At 59.5% G+C, this 18,899-nt stretch carries 15 protein-coding genes and 1 pseudogene; 7 read left to right on the plus strand and 9 right to left on the minus strand.

Annotation, left to right across the window (positions count from 1 at the left end; all coding sequences use genetic code 11):
- Positions 1 to 274: 274 nt before the first annotated feature.
- Positions 275 to 2,167, plus strand: a complete 1,893-nt coding sequence (gene mrdA / locus KW846_RS29235; protein WP_218486405.1) for a penicillin-binding protein 2 — start codon at positions 275 to 277, stop codon at positions 2,165 to 2,167.
- A 12-nt stretch (positions 2,168 to 2,179) separates the two neighbouring features.
- Here the strand turns inward: mrdA and KW846_RS29240 are convergent.
- The 9 genes and pseudogenes from KW846_RS29240 to KW846_RS29280 form a co-directional block, all read right to left on the minus strand.
- Positions 2,180 to 2,347 (minus strand): annotated as a pseudogene (locus KW846_RS29240) (LysR family transcriptional regulator); the annotation flags it as partial.
- Positions 2,348 to 2,569: 222 nt separating this feature from the next.
- The gene (locus tag KW846_RS29245) at positions 2,570 to 3,700 is read right to left on the minus strand and encodes a glycosyltransferase family 4 protein (protein ID WP_218486406.1); all 1,131 of its coding nucleotides are present in this window, start codon (positions 3,698 to 3,700) and stop codon (positions 2,570 to 2,572) included.
- Between the two features lies 1 nt (position 3,701).
- On the minus strand, positions 3,702 to 4,832 hold the full coding sequence (locus KW846_RS29250) for a glycosyltransferase family 1 protein (protein WP_218486407.1): 1,131 nt from the start codon (positions 4,830 to 4,832) through the stop codon (positions 3,702 to 3,704).
- Positions 4,816 to 6,183, minus strand: coding sequence for a glycosyltransferase family 1 protein (locus KW846_RS29255; RefSeq protein WP_218486408.1), 1,368 nt, complete (start codon positions 6,181 to 6,183; stop codon positions 4,816 to 4,818). The genes KW846_RS29250 and KW846_RS29255 overlap by 17 nt, the downstream gene beginning before the upstream one ends.
- A complete protein-coding gene (locus KW846_RS29260) occupies positions 6,180 to 7,433 on the minus strand; it encodes an ABC transporter ATP-binding protein (RefSeq protein WP_218486409.1) in 1,254 nt (417 codons plus the stop codon). The genes KW846_RS29255 and KW846_RS29260 overlap by 4 nt, the downstream gene beginning before the upstream one ends.
- Positions 7,433 to 8,230, minus strand: coding sequence for an ABC transporter permease (locus KW846_RS29265; RefSeq protein ID WP_218486410.1), 798 nt, complete (start codon positions 8,228 to 8,230; stop codon positions 7,433 to 7,435). Before KW846_RS29265 ends, KW846_RS29260 begins: the two co-directional genes overlap by 1 nt.
- On the minus strand, positions 8,231 to 9,673 hold the full coding sequence (locus tag KW846_RS29270; RefSeq protein ID WP_218486411.1) for a mannose-1-phosphate guanylyltransferase/mannose-6-phosphate isomerase: 1,443 nt from the start codon (positions 9,671 to 9,673) through the stop codon (positions 8,231 to 8,233).
- A 3-nt stretch (positions 9,674 to 9,676) separates the two neighbouring features.
- On the minus strand, positions 9,677 to 10,648 hold the full coding sequence (gmd, locus tag KW846_RS29275; RefSeq protein ID WP_218486412.1) for a GDP-mannose 4,6-dehydratase: 972 nt from the start codon (positions 10,646 to 10,648) through the stop codon (positions 9,677 to 9,679).
- Positions 10,645 to 11,559, minus strand: a complete 915-nt coding sequence (locus KW846_RS29280) for a GDP-mannose 4,6-dehydratase (protein WP_218486413.1) — start codon at positions 11,557 to 11,559, stop codon at positions 10,645 to 10,647. Before KW846_RS29280 ends, gmd begins: the two co-directional genes overlap by 4 nt.
- Positions 11,560 to 11,982: 423 nt before the next feature.
- On the opposite strand from KW846_RS29280, the gene KW846_RS29285 reads away from it, so the two are divergent.
- The 6 genes from KW846_RS29285 (at position 11,983) to KW846_RS29310 (ending at position 18,879) form a co-directional block, all read left to right on the plus strand.
- Positions 11,983 to 13,560: a glycosyltransferase gene (locus tag KW846_RS29285; protein ID WP_256356911.1), complete on the plus strand. Its 1,578-nt coding sequence runs from the start codon at positions 11,983 to 11,985 to the stop codon at positions 13,558 to 13,560.
- Positions 13,554 to 14,849 carry a glycosyltransferase gene (locus KW846_RS29290; RefSeq protein WP_218486415.1) on the plus strand — a complete coding sequence of 432 codons (1,296 nt, stop codon included), beginning with the start codon at positions 13,554 to 13,556 and terminating at the stop codon, positions 14,847 to 14,849. The genes KW846_RS29285 and KW846_RS29290 overlap by 7 nt, the downstream gene beginning before the upstream one ends.
- Positions 14,846 to 15,730: a bifunctional 2-polyprenyl-6-hydroxyphenol methylase/3-demethylubiquinol 3-O-methyltransferase UbiG gene (locus KW846_RS29295; protein WP_218486416.1), complete on the plus strand. Its 885-nt coding sequence runs from the start codon at positions 14,846 to 14,848 to the stop codon at positions 15,728 to 15,730. The genes KW846_RS29290 and KW846_RS29295 overlap by 4 nt, the downstream gene beginning before the upstream one ends.
- Positions 15,727 to 16,884 (plus strand): acyltransferase, encoded by a 1,158-nt coding sequence (locus KW846_RS29300; RefSeq protein ID WP_218486417.1) that lies wholly within the window; start codon positions 15,727 to 15,729, stop codon positions 16,882 to 16,884. Before KW846_RS29295 ends, KW846_RS29300 begins: the two co-directional genes overlap by 4 nt.
- Positions 16,878 to 17,711, plus strand: a complete 834-nt coding sequence (locus KW846_RS29305; RefSeq protein WP_218486418.1) for a class I SAM-dependent methyltransferase — start codon at positions 16,878 to 16,880, stop codon at positions 17,709 to 17,711. Before KW846_RS29300 ends, KW846_RS29305 begins: the two co-directional genes overlap by 7 nt.
- Before the next feature lie 457 nt (positions 17,712 to 18,168).
- Complete coding sequence (locus tag KW846_RS29310; RefSeq protein WP_218486419.1) at positions 18,169 to 18,879, plus strand: response regulator transcription factor; 711 nt, start codon at positions 18,169 to 18,171, stop codon at positions 18,877 to 18,879.
- Positions 18,880 to 18,899: the final 20 nt, after the last annotated feature.

Raw genomic sequence — 18,899 nt, forward strand, 5'->3', positions numbered from 1 at the left:
CGAACTCAGAAGTGAAACGATGCATCGCCGATGGTAGTGTGGGGTTTCCCCATGTGAGAGTAGGTCATCGTCAAGATTAAATTCCGAAACCCCAATTGCGAAAGCAGTTGGGGTTTTGTTTTTGCGCGCGAAAAACAGGGGAGGCCCATTCAAGGTCAATTGTAAAAAAAATCACACAAACCTGACTTCCCGGGTTTGGTAAGGTGCAGCTCATTTTTAATGGACTGAGTCTGCGCCCACGGATCGGCATTCTTTTCAAAGAGTTGCTGCACAAGTGCCTGAACCGATACCGATCAAGGACCACGAAAAAGAAACACGCCTGGTCAACAAGAGACTCATGGCCTGCGCCTTGTTCGTTGCCGCCATTACCTGTGCTCTGGTGGTACGCCTGTATGTCCTGCAGGTCGTCGAGTTCGACTATCACTCGACCATCTCCGAAAACAATCGCGTACATGTCCTGCCGATTACGCCTACCCGTGGATTGATCTATGACCGCAACGGCGTACTCCTTGCGGACAACCGCCCCAGCTTCAACCTGACCATCACCCGCGAACGTGCTTCCAATGTCAACGAAGAGCTGGACGAGGTCGTCAATCTCCTGCACTTGTCCGCTGAAGACCGCTCGCAATTCGACAAGGTGATGAAGCAGGCACGTCACCCCTTCGTACCGGTGACGCTGTTCTATGAACTGAGCGAAGAACAGATCGCCGTACTCGCCGTCAACGAGTTCCGCTTGCCGGGCATCGATGTCGAGCCGCAGTTCGTTCGGCACTATCCGTTGGGCGCGCACTTCGCGCATTCGGTCGGCTACGTCGGACGCATCAACGAGAAAGAGTCAAAGGCTCTGGATACGGTCGAGTACCGAGGCACCCAATCCATTGGCAAGACCGGCATCGAAAAATTCTATGAGGCGCAATTGCACGGCCATGTCGGTTATGAGGAAGTCGAAACCAATGCCCAGGGCCGCGTGCTGCGAGTGCTCAAGCATACGGATCCGGTGCCGGGTGAAAACATTGTCCTGAGCCTCGACGTCAAGCTGCAGGGAGCCGCCGAACAAGCCCTGGGCGATCGTCGCGGCTCGGTGGTTGCGCTCGATCCGTCGACCGGTGAAGTGTTGGCCATGGTCAGCAACCCGAGTTTCGATCCTAACCTGTTCGTCACCGGCATCAGTTCCAGGGAGTACTCCACGCTACGCGACTCTGTCGACCGCCCGCTGTTCAACCGTGTGCTGCGCGGCCTGTACGCGCCGGGTTCGACCATCAAGCCGGAAATGGCAATCGCCGGACTCGACGCAGGTGTCGTCACGCCACAGACCCGTGTGTTCGACCCCGGTTATTACCAACTGCCGGATTTTGATCACAAGTACCGCAACTGGAACCACAGTGGCGATGGCTGGGTGGATATGGATGCAGCGATCATGCGTTCCAACGACACCTATTTCTATGACCTCGCACACAAGCTGGGGATCGATCGCCTGCACGACTACATGGCGATGTTCGGACTGGGTGAGAAAGTCTCCCTGGACATGAACGAAGAATCCCCCGGCCTGATGCCATCCCAGGCATGGAAGCGCGCCACGCGTCGGCAGGCCTGGTTTCCGGGCGAGACGGTGATTCTCGGTATCGGCCAGGGCTACATGCAAGTCACGCCGCTGCAATTGGCCCAGGCCACGGCGCTGATTGCCAACAAGGGCGTGTGGAATCGCCCGCATCTGGCCAAAACCGTGGACGGCGTCGCGCCGGTGGATGAGCATCCAATGCCCAATATTCTGCTCAAGGACCCACGCGACTGGGAGCAGGTCAACCATGGCATGCAGATGGTGATGCACGATGCCCGCGGTATTGCCCGGGCCGCCGCCGCGGGCGCGCAGTACCGTATTGCCGGCAAGAGTGGTACCGCGCAAGTGGTGGCGATCAAGCAGGGCGAACGTTACAACCGCGAGAAAACCCGTGAGCGTAACCGCGACAATGCCTTGTTCGTCGGTTTCGCCCCGGCCGAGCACCCGAAGATCGTGATTTCGGTGATGATCGAAAACGGTGAGGCAGGTGGCCGCGTCGCCGGACCGGTCGTACGACAGATCATGGACGCCTGGCTACTCGATCAGGACGGGCACCTGAAGCCGCAATACGCAGCGCCGGGCAAGGCGCCGGGCGATCCTCACGTCTGAACCGTCAGGGCTTCACAGCACAGGCTCGCGAATGCTGAGCATGTGCTGGAAGCTCTCCAGGAACACCGTTTCGGCCTGGCTCATCTTCTGTTCGCGATTCCACAGCAAATGAATGTCGACATCGGCAATCCCTTCGTGGGGCGGCAGGCGCCAGAGTAATCCGGCGTCGACGTCCGCTGCATGCTCAGCTCCTGGCCAATCAGCCAAAAGGTGCGCAGCAGGTTCCAGTCCAGACGGTCATTGCGCAGGCATTGCATAGACGTTTATCTGCAAGTCAGGGGGCGATGGGGAAAGTCCATGGCTTGCAAGCGCCGTGCGCAAGCCATGGAAAATCTACAATCACGAGTTCGTAACGCTATTGGCACGCCGCAGCCGAAGCAAGTCGGATCCTGCAAAAAAGCCTCATGCGTAGGCGAGTTTTTTTTCTTCCAGCAGTTCCTCATACAACGCCGCCCATTTGCGACCCATTTCGTCCGCCGTAAACAGATTCTGATAGCGGGCCTGCGCCTTCTCGCCCATTTGTGCCGCCAGCACCGGGTTTTCCCAAAGCGTGCGCATCGCCTGACGAAACGCCAGTGGATCACTGGGCGGCACCACCAGTCCGGTTTCGTTATGGATGTTGATGTAACTGGTGCCCGTGCCAATCTCACTGGAGATCATCGGTTTGCCATACATCGCGCCTTCAAGCAGTGAAATGCCGAAGGCTTCGGAACGCAGGTGCGACGGAAACACCACCGCATAACTCAACTCGAGCAAGGCAACCTTGTCTTCATCACCGAGGAAGCCTAGAAAGTGCAGGTTCTGCAGCCCCAGTGTCCTGGCCTGGGCATGCAGCTCTGCTTCCAGCGGGCCGGCACCGACGATCACCACGGGATAGTTCAGCCCCCGCATCGCTTCGAGCAGGATGTGCAACCCCTTGTAGTAGCGCATGACACCGACGAACAGGAAGAACTTGTCTCCCAGCTTCTGGCGCCAACGATCGGTCCGTGCCGCGTCATGCTTCGGATAACCCGACTTGTCCAGGCCGTAGGTGATGACCCGGGTCTTGTCCCGGTAGTCCTTGAGCACGTCGCTGGTGTGAAAGTAGTTGGGGGACGCCACGGTGATTCGATCCGCGCTGTCCAGGAACCGACGCATCAACGGACGGTACAGCTTGAGCAAATAACGCTGGCGAATGATGTCGGAGTGGTAACTCACCACGCTGGGCTTTTTGGTGGCGCTTGCAAAATGCACCAGGTCCATGAAAGGCCAGGGGAAGTGGTAGTTGACCACGTCGGCCTCAGCCGCGAGCTCACGAAACTGCTTGAACACGCTGTAGGAAAAACCGGTGGAGGCGAATTGAAAAGCCATCCTGGCCTGATGCACCTGGTGCTCGCGGATCTGCAACACGCCCGGCGCCGGGTTGTTGCTCAGGGTCAGTACCGTGCTGTCGACACCATGGCGCACGCCAATTTCGCTCATCTGGAAAATGACTTGCGCGATGCCGCCCATGGAGTCGGGCAAATAGGTTTTGTAAAAGTGCAGAATGCGCATATCAGTTCTCCATAGCCTGGCGGTAGGCGCGGGCGGTCACCGTCGCACAACGCTCCCAGGAAAAAAGCTTCGCCCGCTGCAAACCCGTCTCGCGACAGGCCTGCCAGTGTGCCGGGTCGTCGATCAACCGCAGCATGGCATCGCGCAAGGTGTCAGGGTCGTGCGCCTCGATGTAGTTGCCGGCCTCGCCAGCCACCTCCGGCATCGCCGATATGCTCGACAGAATCACCGGGGTGCCACTGGCCATGGCCTCCAGCACCGGCAGGCCGAATCCCTCGTACAACGAAGGGAAGACCAGCGCCCGGGCGCCGGCCAGCAATTGCGCCAGATCCTCGTCGGGCAGGTAACCCAGCAGGCACACGTGACCTGAGGCGAGGGCCGAACTCAACTCGTCGTTGAACTGCTGACGCTGCCAGCCGGCCATACCGGCGATCAGCAAGGGAAAACGCTGGCGCACGGTTTCCGGTAGTCGGGCATGGGCGCGCAGGGCCTGGGTCAGGTTCTTGCGCGGCTCCAGGGTGCCGACGCAGAGAAAATACTCCCGCGCCTCGACGCCGTGGGTCTTGAGGACGCGATCGATGGACTCGGGTTCACGCGGGTGGAATCGTGCGGCCACACCCAGCGGTGCCACCACGAAGCGCTCGGCCGGCAGGGCGAACCAGGCCTGCGCTTCATCGGCGATGTGCTGCGAGTCTGTCAGAATCAGCCGCGCCCGTTGTACGCCGTCGGCCAGTCGTCGCTCGATTTCGCGCAGACGGGCCGGTGGTTGGGTGTCGGGATAGTGCAGGTGGGTGAGGTCATGCAGCGTGATGATGGTCGGGCCGTTGAACGACAGCGGCCACAGGCTCGGCTCGTGGTAGAGGTCGATGGCTTGCGTGCGACCTTGATCGAAGCGTTTCTGCTCCAGCCACCGTCGGGCCTGATAGGCGCCCGGAATCTGCCGCAGCAATGGTGTCAGTCGGGAATAACCGGGCATGGCCGCTTCAGGCAGCACAGTACTCCAGCCCCAGCCATGAAACAGCGCCAGTTCAATATCCGGTTCACCCGCCAGGGCGTTCGCCAGTTCGGCGACGTAGTGGCCGATGCCGGTACGTGGCGCCTGGAGAATCCGCGCGTTAAGGGCAATTCGCATGTTGCCTCTCTTCCATGAGCGGCACGTCTACAAGATTGCGCAGGGTGCGTTCAGCCAGTTGCGCACTGGCCTCACGCCAGCCGATCCAGCGCCAGTCCGCGACATCGCGAGTGGCCGGGAATTGACCACTGTTCTCGAAACCAATGACCAGATCAGCCAGGCTTTGGGGCTCGGCCAGATCGAAGTACGCCATGAACTCGCCGCCTATTTCTCGAAAGACCGCAATGTCGCTGCCCATGGCCGGCAGTCCACGTTGCATGGCCTCTACCAACGGCAGGCCGAAGCCTTCCACAAAAGACGGAAACACCAGTGAGCTGGCATGGTGGTAGGCATGCTCGAGGCTGGTGTCGCTCAGGTCATTGAACATGAACAGTCGTTGGTTCAGTTGCGGGTGACTACGTATCCGCGCCAGCAGTGCATCGCATTTCCAGCCGACTCGCCCGGCAATGCACAGCCGGACATTGGAACCTGCCGCCCAGGCCCGTTCGAAGGCGTCCAGCAGGTAGTCGTGGTTCTTGCGCGGTTCGATGGTACTGACCATCAAAAATACCGGTTCCGGCGTCGCGAACAGCCGCGCAAGACGCGGTTCCACGGCGTCGCTGACTTCACTCAGATCGAGTTCGGAGCCCAGGTGGAAATAGTCGAACCACAACCCGGTGGACTTGGCAGAGCCCAGGCGGCGCTGAATCTCATCACGCACCTGGTCACGCACAGTGGCGGAAATGGCCACGTAGCCATCGGCGGTTTGAGTGATCCAGTCGAACCACTCGTTGAATACCTGCACCAGCCGTGTGTCGTAGAACTGCGGGTGAGTCAGGGGAATCAAATCGTAGATCACTGAAACAATGCCCACGCCTTCACGTTTGAGCTGTTCGGCAAACGGGAAAAAGTCGGTGTGCCAGGACGAATCCAGCAACACCAGTTGATCTCCCAGCTGGTGTTGCAGCGGCGAGCAACGTTTGGGCAGTTGATACTGATTGATGATTTCGATCACACGTAGTGGAAGGCCGAAACAGGTAACCGCTGTCACCCGGTAGACCACGTGCAGCAGGTGCTTGATCACCCGAGAATTGCTTCGGTTGTGCAGGCGCTGATGCAGTTGCCAGAAACGGTGAGCCAAGCGCTCAAGTCGTCCGCCAAAGATCATCAAGGCATCGAAAAACGGAATGTTCAGCGCGCCGAGTTTCAGTACCCGATAGAGTTTGCCTTTAAGCAACACAACCGGGATGCATTCAACGCCGTCGACAGACTCCGGTAGCTGATTGACGACGTTGCGCACCACCCGCTGAATGCCCGAATTGACCTTGGGGTGTTGGAATACGTGAGTGCATTCCACCAAAAGACGGGTCATGGCGTACTCCCCGAGGTGACCGGCGCGCTCGAGCGCGTGACGGTGGTCTTCGCGGCCAGCCAAGAGCAGCCGACAAAATCTTCCTGGCGGTTGTTGATCACATGGAACACCAACCCGTAATCGCGCCATTCGAAGTTGCGGTCCAGGTGCGAGTCCAGGCGCGACAAGCTCAACGCCACGGAATAGTTACCCTTGCCCAGCCCCATGACGAAAGCAAAGCGGTAGGTCACGCGCTCGCCAGCCTGCAGATCGGTCAGCGCCTGATCCTGGCGATGGGTGTTGATGCCGTACATGGCCTGACCCAGGCGATCCTTGATCATGAAGCCCAGCACCAGCCGCTCGATGTCCTGGCGAACTTCGACATTCACCTCCAGCACCACCGGCTGGCCGACTTCGGCGGCGTCGATGGACCGCTCATGTTTGTCGAGCAGACGCACGTTCAGAATCCTGGCCTCACCCGTTCCCGAAATGGTACTCACCTGACCGCCAGAGAGCATTTCCTGGCGCACGGTCTGTCCTTCTCGCTCGGCGAGCAGGGCGTTGTAGTAATCCATGACGGCTTCGGGGGTGTCGTGCATGGCCATGTGGCCGTTTTCCAGGAGGATCGCCGAGTCGCAGATCGACTGAATCGCCGAGCGGTCATGGGAGACGATCAACAGCGTGGTGCCGGCTTTGCGAAAGCTGCGGATGCGGTCGAAGCTTTTGTGCTGAAAGTAGGCGTCACCCACCGACAGAGCTTCGTCGACGATCAAAATGTCCGGGCGTCGCGCAGTGGCCACGCTGAACGCCAGACGCATTTGCATGCCGCTGGAATAGGTACGCACCGGGTGGTCGATGGCGTCGCCTATTTCCGCGAAATGTTCGATTTCCGGCATCAACGCTTCTATTTCTTCGACCTGCATGCCCAGCAATTGCCCTGCCATGACCGCATTCTGCCGGCCGGTAAAGTCCGCATGAAAACCCATACCCAATTCCAGCAGGGCGGCGACGCGGCCTTCGAGCTCAATGGTGCCGCAGGTGGGTTGGGTGGTGCCGGTGATCATCTTCAACAAGGTGCTTTTGCCGGCGCCGTTGACCCCGACGATGCCCACCGATTCTCCGGGAGCAATCTGGAAGGTCACGTCTTGCAGCACCCAATGCTGGCGATGACGGATCGGCGAAAACGGGATCAGCCACTCGGCCAGTCGACTCCAGCGGGTAGGGTACTGTTTATAGGCCTTGCCCAGGCCGGTGACGCGTATGTGTCCCATCAGAGTTCATCCACCATTTCGCCGACCCGCTGTCGAAACAGGCGCAGTCCGATGACGAAGAACAAGACACTGGCGACCATGATCGGCAGCAGCGAACTCCAGACGGGCCATTGACCGTAAAGAAACAGGTTCTGGTAGCTGGACATCAGGTTGGTCAGGGGGTTGAGTTGCAGCAGGCTCTGCACCCAGTCGGGCAGAATGCTCATCGGGTACACGATCGGCGTCAGCCAGAACCAGAATTGCAGGCAAATGGCGAAAAATTGCCCAACATCACGAAAGAACACATTCAGTACGCCAAGAATCATCCCCAACCCGGCACAAAACATCACCTGTAACGCGAGCAGAGGAATGAGCGCCAGCAGCGCCATGCCCGGCAGTCGCCCGGTGAGCAACAGAAAGCCCAGGAACAGGCCGATGATGATCGCGAAGTTGATGCCGGCGTTGAACAGCACGATGACCGGCAGGCAGATCCGCGGAAAGCTGATTTTTTTCAGCAGGTTGGCGTTGTCCAGAAACATGTTCTGACTGCGGACGGTGATTTCGGCGAACAAACCCCACGTCAGCAGTCCGGCACAGAGGTAGACGCTGTAAGCCAATCCGTCATCCACCCCTGGCAAACGGGCGCGCATGATGTGGGAAAAGATCACGGTGTAGACGATGATCATCGACAGCGGGTTGAGCACGGTCCACAAGGCACCGAACAGTGAATTGCGATAACGCGCCTGGAACTCTCGCTTGACGCTACCGAGGATGAAGCCCCGGTAGCTCCACAACGAGCGGTACAAAGAAAGCAGCATTCAAACCGTCCTGCCATATTGGTCTTCGAAGCGGACGATGTCGTCCTCTCCCAGGTATTCGCCGCTTTGCACTTCGATGATCACAAGGTCGATCACACCGGGATTCTCCAGGCGATGCTTGTGACCGGCGGCAATGAAGGTCGATTCGTTCTTGGCCACCAGGTGCGTGCCGGTGCCGTTGTTGGTGACCTTGGCCATGCCTTCGACCACCACCCAGTGCTCATTGCGATGGTGGTGCATCTGCAAGGACAACTTGGCGCCGGGCTTGACCACGATGCGTTTGATCTTGAAGCGTGGGCCTTCCTCGAGCACGGTGTAGGTGCCCCATGGCCGGCTGACCGTACGGTGCAGGCGATAGGCCTCGTGCTCTTTGTCCTTGAGTTGCCTGGCCACCCGGCGCACATCCTGGGCGCGGTCGGCGTGGGCCACCAGCACCGCGTCGGCGGTGTCGACGATGATCAGGTCATCCACGCCCACGGTCGCTACCAGGCGGTTGTCGCTCTGGACAAAGTTGTTGTGGCTGTCGATGAAAATCGCCTCGCCGACGGCGCGGTTGTTCTGTGCGTCCGCCGGTACCAGCGCGGCCACCGCGCCCCAGGAGCCGATATCGCTCCAGTCGAAACGGGCGGGCACGACTACCACTCTGTCGGAGCGCTCCATCAACGCGTAGTCGATGGAAATGTCCATGATTTCGCCAAACAGCGCCGGCGACAGTTCCTGTTGCACGCTCCCGGCGTTTTCCACCGCAGCGCTGGCGGCCATGCAGGTTTGCGTCTGCTCCAGCAAATCGGGAGCGTGGGTTTGCAGTTCGGCCAGCAGGGTGGCGACCGAGAAGCAGAACATTCCGGAGTTCCACAGGAAGTTGCCGCTTTCCACGTAATGCGTCGCGGTTTGCAGGTCGGGCTTCTCGACGAAGCGCCGCACGCTGGCAGCGCCTTTGTCGTCCAGTGGCGTGCCGGCCTCGATGTAGCCAAAACCGGTTTCCGGAGCGCTCGGCACCACACCGAAGGTCACCAAGTGACCGCGACTGGCCAGCGTCACGGCATGCTCGACTGCGTCCTTCAACGCGTCGACATTGACGATCAGATGGTCGGCCGGCATGACCAGCATGATCGCGTCGTCGCCATGCAGGGCCTGGAGGGAGAGGGCAGCGGCGGCAATCGCCGGCGCCGTATTGCGTCCCGTCGGCTCCAGCAGGAAGTGCCCTCGATGACGGCCAAGGTGCGCGTCCCGAAAGTGATCCTTGCTCTGGAAGTAGTATTCGCGGTTAGTCACCGTGACGATATCGCCCCAGCCGTCGAGCAGGTCGGCGGCACGCCGATAGGTCTTGCCCAGCAGCGACTGGCCGTCAGGCAAGGCCATGAACGGTTTGGGATGGCCTTCACGCGACACCGGCCACAACCTTGTCCCGGCACCGCCGGAGAGAATCACGGGAATCAGCATGGCCTACTCCTTGGCGACGCGTTTCATGTCCGCATCCATCATCATGCGGATCAAGGCATCCAGGTCGGTTTTTGGTTTCCAGCCCAGTACACGCTGGGCCTTGGCAGGGTTGCCGAGCAGTACTTCGACTTCGGCCGGGCGGAAGAACGCGGGGTCGATCTTCACGTAGTCGCGGTAGTTCAGGCCTACATGATCGAAGGCGATCCGACACATCTCGCGCACGGTGGTGGTCACGCCGGTGGCCACCACGAAGTCGTCGGGTTTGTCCTGTTGCAGCATCAACCACATGGCTTCGACGTAGTCGCCAGCAAAACCCCAGTCGCGCTTGGCGTCGATGTTGCCCAGGCGCAGTTCCTGCTGTTTGCCCTGTTTGATCCGGGCGGCGGCGTCGGTGACCTTGCGAGTGACGAACTCGATACCGCGCAGCGGTGATTCATGGTTGAACAGAATCCCGCTGCTGGCGTGCAGGTCGAAGCTTTCACGGTAGTTCACGGTAATCCAGTGGCCATACAGCTTGGCCACACCATATGGGCTGCGCGGATAGAACGGCGTGTTCTCGTCCTGCTGCTCGGCCTGGATCAGGCCGAACATTTCGCTGGTGGATGCCTGGTAGAAGCGCGTGTGCGGACTGAACTGACGGATCGCTTCGAGCAGGTGGGTAACGCCCAGGCCGTCGACGATGCCGGTGGTCACCGGTTGATCCCAGGAGGCCGCGACAAAGCTTTGCGCGGCGAGGTTGTAGACCTCGTCCGGCGCTGACTTGATCACCGCACGCTGCACTGAACAGGCATCAGCCATGTCGCCATCCAGGTAGACGATGTCCGACTCGATCCCCATCTCACGCAGGCGCCAGCGCGAGTCGCTGCTGCGACGCGCGACCAGACCGTGGACTTTGTAACCCTTGTCGAGCAGCAATTTGGCCAGATAGGCGCCATCCTGGCCGGTGATACCTGTGATCAATGCACTTTTAGTCATACTTGTCGTACTCGCTTCTCCCAGTCGGACAGGATCGCCCGCAGGGATTGTTGTGTTGTGATTTCAGACTTCCATCCGGTGGTCTGGGCCAGCCTGTCAGGGCTGCCACACACCCGACGCTGATCCGCGCGGCGAAGTCGCGCAGGGTCCTGAATCAGTTGCAGGTCGACCTGGGCAAGATCTGCCAATTTTTCGATCAGACTGCGAATGCTCTGCTCGCGTCCCGAGCAAATGTTGTAGACCTGCCCCGGTGTGCCTTTTTCAAGCAAGGCCAGGTAGGCCGAGACCACGTCCGCGACATCAAGGAAATCGCGCGTGACGTCGACGTCCCCGACCTCCAGTCGTGGCGCCTGCAGGCCTTGCTTGATCCGGCAGATCTGACGGGCGGCGCTGGCGATGACGAAGCTGTCCTTCTGCCCGCTGCCGATATGGTTGAACGGGCGGGCGACCAGCACGGGCCAACCTTCGCTCAGGCCCCATTGCAAGCTCAGGAACTCAGCCGAGAGTTTGCTCACGGCATAGGGATTGCGCGGGCAGGGGGGGTGCAATTCAGTGATGGGCAGATGCTCTTCAGCGACCTGGCCATAGACATCACCGGAGCTGACGTACAGAAACGTACCGGTGAACCCGCGCGCCTTGAGGGCTTGCAGCAGGTTCAGGGTGCCCAGCAGATTGATGTTCAGAGTGCCGGCCGGATCACGAAAGGCCTCCGGGACGAACGTCTGGCCGGCCAGGTGGATCACTGCATCGGGCATGACCGGCCACAAGCCTTCGAGGCTGTCCGGTGCGGCAAGATCGTAGCGGCCGGGAACAGGCAGCAGCTCCCATTCCGAGACATCGGCCTGCAAGCGCGATTGGATGTGTTGTCCTACGAATCCGGTCAGACCCGTGACAAACAGACGTTTTTTCAAACAGCGACCCCTTGGTCATACATTTCATCCATTTCCCACAGGCACCAGGGGAAAGTTTGCGAGCCGGCATGATCGCTCGAAAGGCAGGTGAAATGTTTGTTGTAGTTGTTTGGTAGCCAATCTGTGCCATTTGCTCCGCAATTTCAACAAGTCCAAAAGTGACTGATCGGTTCTCATCAGCGTAGCCTGATTTATTCTCGCCGGGCGGTTCACGAACCCTCGATGGATGTGTTTAGAATGCCCCTCGTCACGATTACCTGGGGTTCGGCAGCGTCGCTTCGAAACTGCGAGAAACTGACCACTAAAACAAGAACGAAGACGGGCAGGAAGACGATGGACGAGTGCCGGTAAATACTGGCTCGAACCCTTTCCTCCCCGTCATAGCGTGAGGCTGTCGGGATGGCGGCGTCACCGTGGGATGCCATGAATTTCATTCTTTACTCGGACATCAACGACAGCTCCATCAGCCAGAGCCTGGGTCGTCCCGAATACAGTTACTACTTCGTGCTCAAGGCATACCGCCCTGTGCTCGAAAGCCTTGGGCGAGTGCATGTAGTGTCCTCCACCGCCGAGGTCGATCCGCTCTATAAACAGTTACTGGCCGCTGGCGAAGACAGTCTGTTCCTGTCGTTTACGCCGCCGCAGAAAACCCCGAACGACCTTGAGTGCCCGACGATCTGTGTGGTGGCCTGGGAGTTCGATTCGATTCCCGATGAACAATGGGATAACGACCCGCGCCATGACTGGACGCAAATGCTGGCGCGGCAGGGCCGAGTGATCACACTCTCCAGTCATACCGCCCGGGCGATTCGTCGGGCCATGGGCAAAGATTTCCCGGTGCTGGTGCTGCCGACTCCGTTGTGGGAAAACTTCGCCGACATTCGTAGTCGCCACACCAGCGCCCCGATCAGCGCCGGCTCGACCCTGGACATCAAGGGTTGCATCTTCGATACACGCACACTCGGGCTGAGCGCCGATGCACTGATTCCCGTCGTGCCGACTGCCGAAGAACGGGCGGCGCTCGAGGCCAGGCTTGAGGCATTGAAGCCACCGCCGCTGACGCTCAAGCGCCGCTTTGTGATTGCTCGCCATTACCTGCGCATGTGGCGACTGGACAAAGGCAAATCGCTGCCAGTCCCGGTGCATCGCACTCATTTTCTAAGCCAGTGGTATTGGGAAGGGGTTCGCGACCTGTTGTCGCAAACCGCCCATGAGCGTCTCGCTGACTGGTTGCCAGCCATCGCCGGCCCGCAGATGATGGCTATACCCGAGCCAGAACCGCGACAGTGGCCGGACACCACCGCCCAGGTCGAAACACAGGTAGACGGTGTGGTGTACGTCACCGTGTTCAACCCGCGTGACGGGCGCAAGAACTGGCATCAATTGATTACCGCATTCTGCTGGGCGTTCCGCGAAACGTCTGACGCGACGCTGGTGCTGAAGATTACCCAAAGTGATCTGTCTTCCTACCACGACGAACTGATGACGTTGCTCGCCCAGCTTTCGCCTTTCGCCTGTCGGGTGGTGGTCATGCACGGCTACCTGGACGACCCGCAATACGCCCGGCTGTACGAAGCCGCCAGTTACTACGTCAATGCTTCGCGTTGCGAAGGGTTGTGCCTGCCGCTGATGGAGTTCATGGCCAGTGGCAAACCGGTGATTGCCCCGGATCACACGGCCATGGAGGACTACATCGATGAGCGTGTGGCGTTTGTGGTCAAGTCCAGCGAAGAACTGACCATCTGGCCGCAGGACACTCGCATCATTTACCGCACCCTGCGTTACCGACCGGATTGGGGGGCGCTGAAAACCGCTTACGAAAACAGCTACCGTCTGGCCAAGGAACAACCGCTGGAGTATCAGCGCATGTCCCGCGCCGCCGTCGAGCGCATGCACGATTACTGCGCTTTCGCCCCGGTGCAGAAACGCATGGCGGATTTCTTCGGGCTGGTACCGCAGGCTTTGCCGACAGCAACCGTGACGGATAACGCCCCATGCTGATCATCATTCATTCGGAAACCAACCAGCACACCATTGCCCGGAACCTTGGCCGTTCGGAGTACAGCTATTACTTCGTGCTCAAGGAGTACCGACCTGTGCTGGAGCGGCTGGGGCGAGTGGTAGAAGTCAGCGACCCGCAGACCGAAGTCGATGCCTTGTACAGGGACGCCTTGTCCCATGGCGAGGCGTGCGTGTTCCTGTCGTTCTCACCGCCTCATCGTACGTCGGTCAATTTCACCTGCCCGACGCTGCCGGTGTTCGCGTGGGAATTCAGCACCATCCCCAACGAACCCTTTGCCGGTGACCCGCTCAATGACTGGCGCACGGTGTTGCGCGCAGCGGGTGCGGCGATTACACATTCCAGCTACACCGTGAATGCGGTGCGCGAGGCGATGGGCGCCGACTATCCGATCATCGCGGTACCGGCCCCGGTATGGGACCGGTTTTCCGAGCGTGGCGCCCATTTGAAGTGTCAGCCCTTGGCCAGTCAGGTGCGGTTGACGCTCAAGGGGTTGCTCGCAGACAGCCGCGAACTCGACTTGCGAGCCTTCGGCCCCGTGACCACTCGCGAAGGCGTGGGTATTGATTTCCAGGCCCCGCCGAGTGAACACGAATTGGTTCTCGACGGCGTGATTTACACCTCGGTGTTCAATCCCGGTGACGGGCGCAAGAATTGGGAAGACATGCTCAGTGCCTTTTGCGTGACGTTTCGCGAGGTGGACGATGCAACGCTGGTGCTCAAATTGACGCACCACGATGCCGAAGAAGCACTGACTGACATCCTTCACCACTTGTACAAAAACCAGTCTTACCGCTGCCGGGTCGTGCTGATTTACGGATATCTGGCTGACGCGGACTATGAGCAGCTGGTGCAAGCCACGAGTTACGTGGTCAACACGTCCTACGGCGAAGGCCAATGTCTTCCGCTGATGGAGTTCATGTCCTGTGGTAAACCGGCGGTGGCACCACGGACCACGGCGATGATCGATTATCTGGATGCCGAAAATGCATTCCTGATTGACTCCACCGATGAACTGACAGCCTGGCCACATGACCCGCGCAGGGCGTTTCGTACCTTGCGCTATGTCACCAATTGGGCGTCGTTGTGCAGGGCTTACCAATCAAGCTATGACGTGGCCAAGGATGATCCCGAGCGTTATGCACAGATGTCCGTGCACGCAGTGGCCAGCCTCAAGAAATTCTGCAGCCAGGCCGCTGCCGAACAACGGCTTGAGGCATTTTTCGAGCACCTGTTCGAGAACCGTGCCGTGGAAACCCCTGAGGCATGATTCGCGCATTGGTCAGACGTTTCTTTCCAGAGACGAAACCCGAGCCCTGGCCTGCGCCATTGCTGGTCGAGCAATCCCGCGTGTCGCCAAGAGAGGTGGGCTTGCACGATGCCATGCATGACGGCTGGTTTTCGGGCGACAGCGGCGAACTGCTTAAAGGGTTTGCCATCACCGCCGACGACACCTTGCTGGATGTCGGCTGTGGCGAAGGGGTCGCGACCTTGTTTGCGGTGCGTCAAGGCGCTTCGGTGATCTTCACCGACAGTGAACACGACAAGGTCCGCGACCTGGCGCTGCAAGTGCAAGCGCAGTCGGATAAAGCGAATCTCGGTCTGGTCAGCAACAGCCTGCCGCTGCCGTTGGCCGATGGTTGCGCGAGCAAAGTCGTGTGTATGGAAGTGCTCGAGCATATCGACCAGCCGGAACCCTTCATGGCCGAACTGGTGCGCATGGGCCGCCCCGGCGCGCAGTACTTGCTGAGCGTACCGTCACCGGTGGGCGAGCATTTGCAGAAAGGCATCGCCCCGGCCAGCTACTTTCAATCGCCTAACCATGTGCAGATTTTCACCCCCGAGCGGTTCGCCGCGCTGGTGGAGGACGCAGGCCTGGTCATCGAACATCGCCAGGCCACCGGGTTTTTCTGGGTCATGGGTATGATTTTTTTCTGGGCCAGTGAACGGGCCGCCGGGCGCGACCTGGGTGGTGCGGTTCGCGACCGGATCCAGGCGCCGTACCCGCCGCTGATGGAGAGCTGGGCGAAAACCTGGCAGGACTTGCTGGCACAGCCCGATGGGTTGGCGATCAAGCAGATGCTGGACCGGTTCATGCCCAAGAGCCAGGTGATCATTGCTCGAAAGCCTCATGTCCAGGAGGGCGCATGAGCAACGAAAAACGGATCATGGACATCGAGCTGTTGCGCGGCATCGCGGTGCTTGGCGTGCTGTTTCATCATTTGCAGGACAGCCTGTTCGCGGCGGCTGTGCCCTTGCTGCAGGCCATCACGCTGTACGGCCAGCCGTGGTGGGGCGTGGACCTGTTTTTCGCGATCTCGGGCTTTGTCATTGCCCGCAGCCTGATCCCGACCATGCGCCGCTGCACAACGCGCCGGGAGTATTGGCAACAGACGCGCAATTTCTGGTTGCGCCGGGCCTTTCGATTGCTGCCGTCAGCCTGGTTGTGGCTGGCGCTGATGTTGCTGGCGTGCCTTTTTCTCAACCGCTCCGGCGCCTTCGGCACCCTGCACGCGAACCTTCAGGCGACCCTGGCCGGCGTCGCGCAGTACGCCAATTTCCGCTTTGCCGACAGTTTCTATCGCTACGAGTACGGTACCAGTTTCGTGTACTGGAGCCTGTCGCTGGAAGAGCAGTTCTACCTGCTGTTCCCGTTGATGATCGTGTTGTTTCGCAAACACCTTGTATGGCCTTTGCTGGCGCTGGTTGCGGTGCAGTTGTTCACCTTGCGCACGCCGATCCTGATGGTGGTGCGCACCGATGCGCTGGCCCTTGGCGTGCTGTTGGCGATGTGGAGTACGCAACCGTCGTACCTGCGCTTGGAGCCAACATTCCTGCGTCGTCCATGGGCGGGTGTTGCCGCACTGATCACGGTGTCGCTGCTGCTCAGCTACATGGCCACGGATCGCTTTACCTTTACCCATCACCGGATCGGTGTGATCGCGGTGTTGTGCGCCGTGCTGGTCTGGATCGCTTCCTACAACCGCGATTACCTGTTGCCGCGCGGCGTGTTCAAGCACCTGATGACGTGGGTCGGCAGCCGTTCCTACGGGATCTACCTGATCCATATCCCGGCCTACTTGCTGGTATGGGAATTCATTTTCCGTTTGCAGGCTGTCGGGCTGCACAGCCCGGCTGGCCATCCGATACTGATGTTGCTGATGGCTGGCGGCCTGATCGTGCTGCTGAGCGAACTCAACTATCGCTACATCGAAATACCCATGCGCAACCGTGGCGCCTCGCTGGTCATACGCCTGGGCACCTCCCGAACAGCCGTCTCATCCTCTGGAGCCACCTCATGCTGAGCCTTTTGAAGAAACTCACGGCGGGCACGCCCGCGCCTGTGCAGCCAGAGATTGCGCCTGCCCCACCCCTGGCGGAGAAGGTCGACCCCTATATGCTCGGCCTGCACGATGCCATGCTCAGCGGCTGGTTCAATCAGCAGACCGGCGAACTGTTCAGCGGTTTCCCCGTGACTCCCGAGGACACACTGCTGGATGTGGGCTGTGGCGACGGCGGCAACGTGCATTTCTGCGGGATGCGCGGAGCGAAGATCATCATCGCCGATATCGACGCGGCCAAGGTCGAAGCGACCCGCCAGCGCCTGAGCGATACACCGGCCCGCGACGTCGAATGTCACGTCACCGACTGCAACCCGCTGCCGATTGCCGATGCGACCGCCACGCGGGTGGTGTCGACCGAGGTCATCGAGCATGTGGACGACCCGGCCCAGTTCCTTGCTGAACTGGTGCGAGTGGGTAAACCGGGAGCGTTGTATCTGCTGAGCGTCCCGCACCCCAGCTCCGAAGACCTGCAGAAAGACATCGCGGCGGCCGAGTACTTCCAGAAGCCCAACCACATCCGCATCATCAGCGAAGCGCAGTTCAAGGCCATGGTCAGCGATGCCGGCCTGGAAGTGATCAGCCACAGCCAGTATGGATTCTACTGGTCGATGTGGATGCTGCTGTTCTGGGAAGCCAAGGTCGACTTCAGCAACCCGGACCATCCATTGCTCAACCACTGGGCGGACACCTGGCAGGCGATCCTGGCTTCGCCACGGGGTACACAGATCAAGCAGGCGCTGGATGCGGTGGTAGCCAAGAGCCAGGTGATCATTGCGCGTAAACCCTGAATAGCCAACGGTGGGGGGGACGGTCTGCAACAGGCCGTCCGGCACGCCATGGATGCCGTCCCGTAGCATCGCATCAAGCCGGATCAGCAAAGTCCGCCAGGCTGCGAGGGCAAGCAGCCCCTGGCAAAAGCGGCCGGTGCAACAGGGCCACCACTCTCTCCATAAATGGGGCATTACACCCACCCAACTGGGCGGTTACCACCAAAGTTGAGGAATATTCCCTCCTCACGCTTCCTCTCGCTTGAAACATTCTGAAACAGCCTGTTAATTAATCTGAGCTTTTTCTTCGCCCTGGGTAATGGCTCATTTGTTGCACCACCTCAGGCACCCGAAACAGCCGTCGTCTCGGTCATCATGGAGACGCCAGGGCTTGCCGGATTCGGCCGGACGCGAGGGGTGAAAAATGAAACATGCGACATCAACCTTGAGCTCCATCGCCTCTCATGAGGAGCTTCTTATGAGTCCCACGATCAAGATTGGCATTGTTGACGATCACCCACTGTTAAGGGATGGGGTCACAATGGCGCTGAAGAAAATAGCTGACTTTCAGGTGGTCGAGCAGGGCGGGTCTGCCGATGATGCCATGGAAATTGCCGCTCGTTTTGCTCCGGATGTCTTGCTGATGGATGTCAATATGCCGGGCGACAGCTTTGCTGCCGTTCGAGCGATCTCGGCGTCTTCACCGGCCGTTAAAATATTGATGCTGACGGTATCCGAGTCCATCGAGGACGCCTATTCCGCCCTCGAAGCGGGCGCGCAGGGCTATGCGTTGAAAGGCATCAGCGGTCTTGAGCTTGTGCAAGCCATCAGAAATGTTGCCGGGGGTGAAACCTTCATTACCCCTAAACTTGCCGGCAGGCTGTTAAGCAATATCAGAAAGAACGCGGGTGACAAGCAAAAGGTCGAGCTGACCCATCGCGAAGAACAGGTTATCCGAGAGGTATCGAAGGGCCTGACCAACCGCGAGGTGGCTATCAAGCTTGAGCTCTGCGAGAAGACCATCAAGCACTACATGACGAATGTCATGTACAAGCTGCGCGTTCGTAACCGGACGCAGGCGGTGGCTGCCGTGATACGGCATTGGGAGAGTGACCATATATCCAGCCTGTGTGGTGCTCTTCAACGCCGCGACTGGAATGACAACAGGAAGTCGAATAACGAGCCATAAGCGCTGCGGTGACTTGGGCG

This window comes from Pseudomonas sp. PDM32, assembly GCF_019219225.1.
GTDB classification, from domain to species: domain Bacteria; phylum Pseudomonadota; class Gammaproteobacteria; order Pseudomonadales; family Pseudomonadaceae; genus Aquipseudomonas; species Aquipseudomonas laurylsulfatiphila.

Excerpts from the sequence above, each read along its gene's own strand:
- KW846_RS29310 (WP_218486419.1), top strand. The coding sequence starts at position 18,169 with ATGAGTCCCACGATCAAGATTGGCATTGTTGACGATCACCCACTGTTA.
- gmd (WP_218486412.1), bottom strand. The coding sequence starts at position 10,648 with ATGACTAAAAGTGCATTGATCACAGGTATCACCGGCCAGGATGGCGCC.
- KW846_RS29290 (WP_218486415.1), top strand. The coding sequence starts at position 13,554 with ATGCTGATCATCATTCATTCGGAAACCAACCAGCACACCATTGCCCGG.
- KW846_RS29300 (WP_218486417.1), top strand. The coding sequence starts at position 15,727 with ATGAGCAACGAAAAACGGATCATGGACATCGAGCTGTTGCGCGGCATC.
- KW846_RS29250 (WP_218486407.1), bottom strand. The coding sequence starts at position 4,832 with ATGCGAATTGCCCTTAACGCGCGGATTCTCCAGGCGCCACGTACCGGC.
- KW846_RS29305 (WP_218486418.1), top strand. The coding sequence starts at position 16,878 with ATGCTGAGCCTTTTGAAGAAACTCACGGCGGGCACGCCCGCGCCTGTG.
- KW846_RS29285 (WP_256356911.1), top strand. The coding sequence starts at position 11,983 with ATGAATTTCATTCTTTACTCGGACATCAACGACAGCTCCATCAGCCAG.
- KW846_RS29260 (WP_218486409.1), bottom strand. The coding sequence starts at position 7,433 with ATGGGACACATACGCGTCACCGGCCTGGGCAAGGCCTATAAACAGTAC.
- KW846_RS29270 (WP_218486411.1), bottom strand. The coding sequence starts at position 9,673 with ATGCTGATTCCCGTGATTCTCTCCGGCGGTGCCGGGACAAGGTTGTGG.
- KW846_RS29245 (WP_218486406.1), bottom strand. The coding sequence starts at position 3,700 with ATGCGCATTCTGCACTTTTACAAAACCTATTTGCCCGACTCCATGGGC.
- KW846_RS29255 (WP_218486408.1), bottom strand. The coding sequence starts at position 6,183 with ATGACCCGTCTTTTGGTGGAATGCACTCACGTATTCCAACACCCCAAG.
- KW846_RS29295 (WP_218486416.1), top strand. The coding sequence starts at position 14,846 with ATGATTCGCGCATTGGTCAGACGTTTCTTTCCAGAGACGAAACCCGAG.
- KW846_RS29265 (WP_218486410.1), bottom strand. The coding sequence starts at position 8,230 with ATGCTGCTTTCTTTGTACCGCTCGTTGTGGAGCTACCGGGGCTTCATC.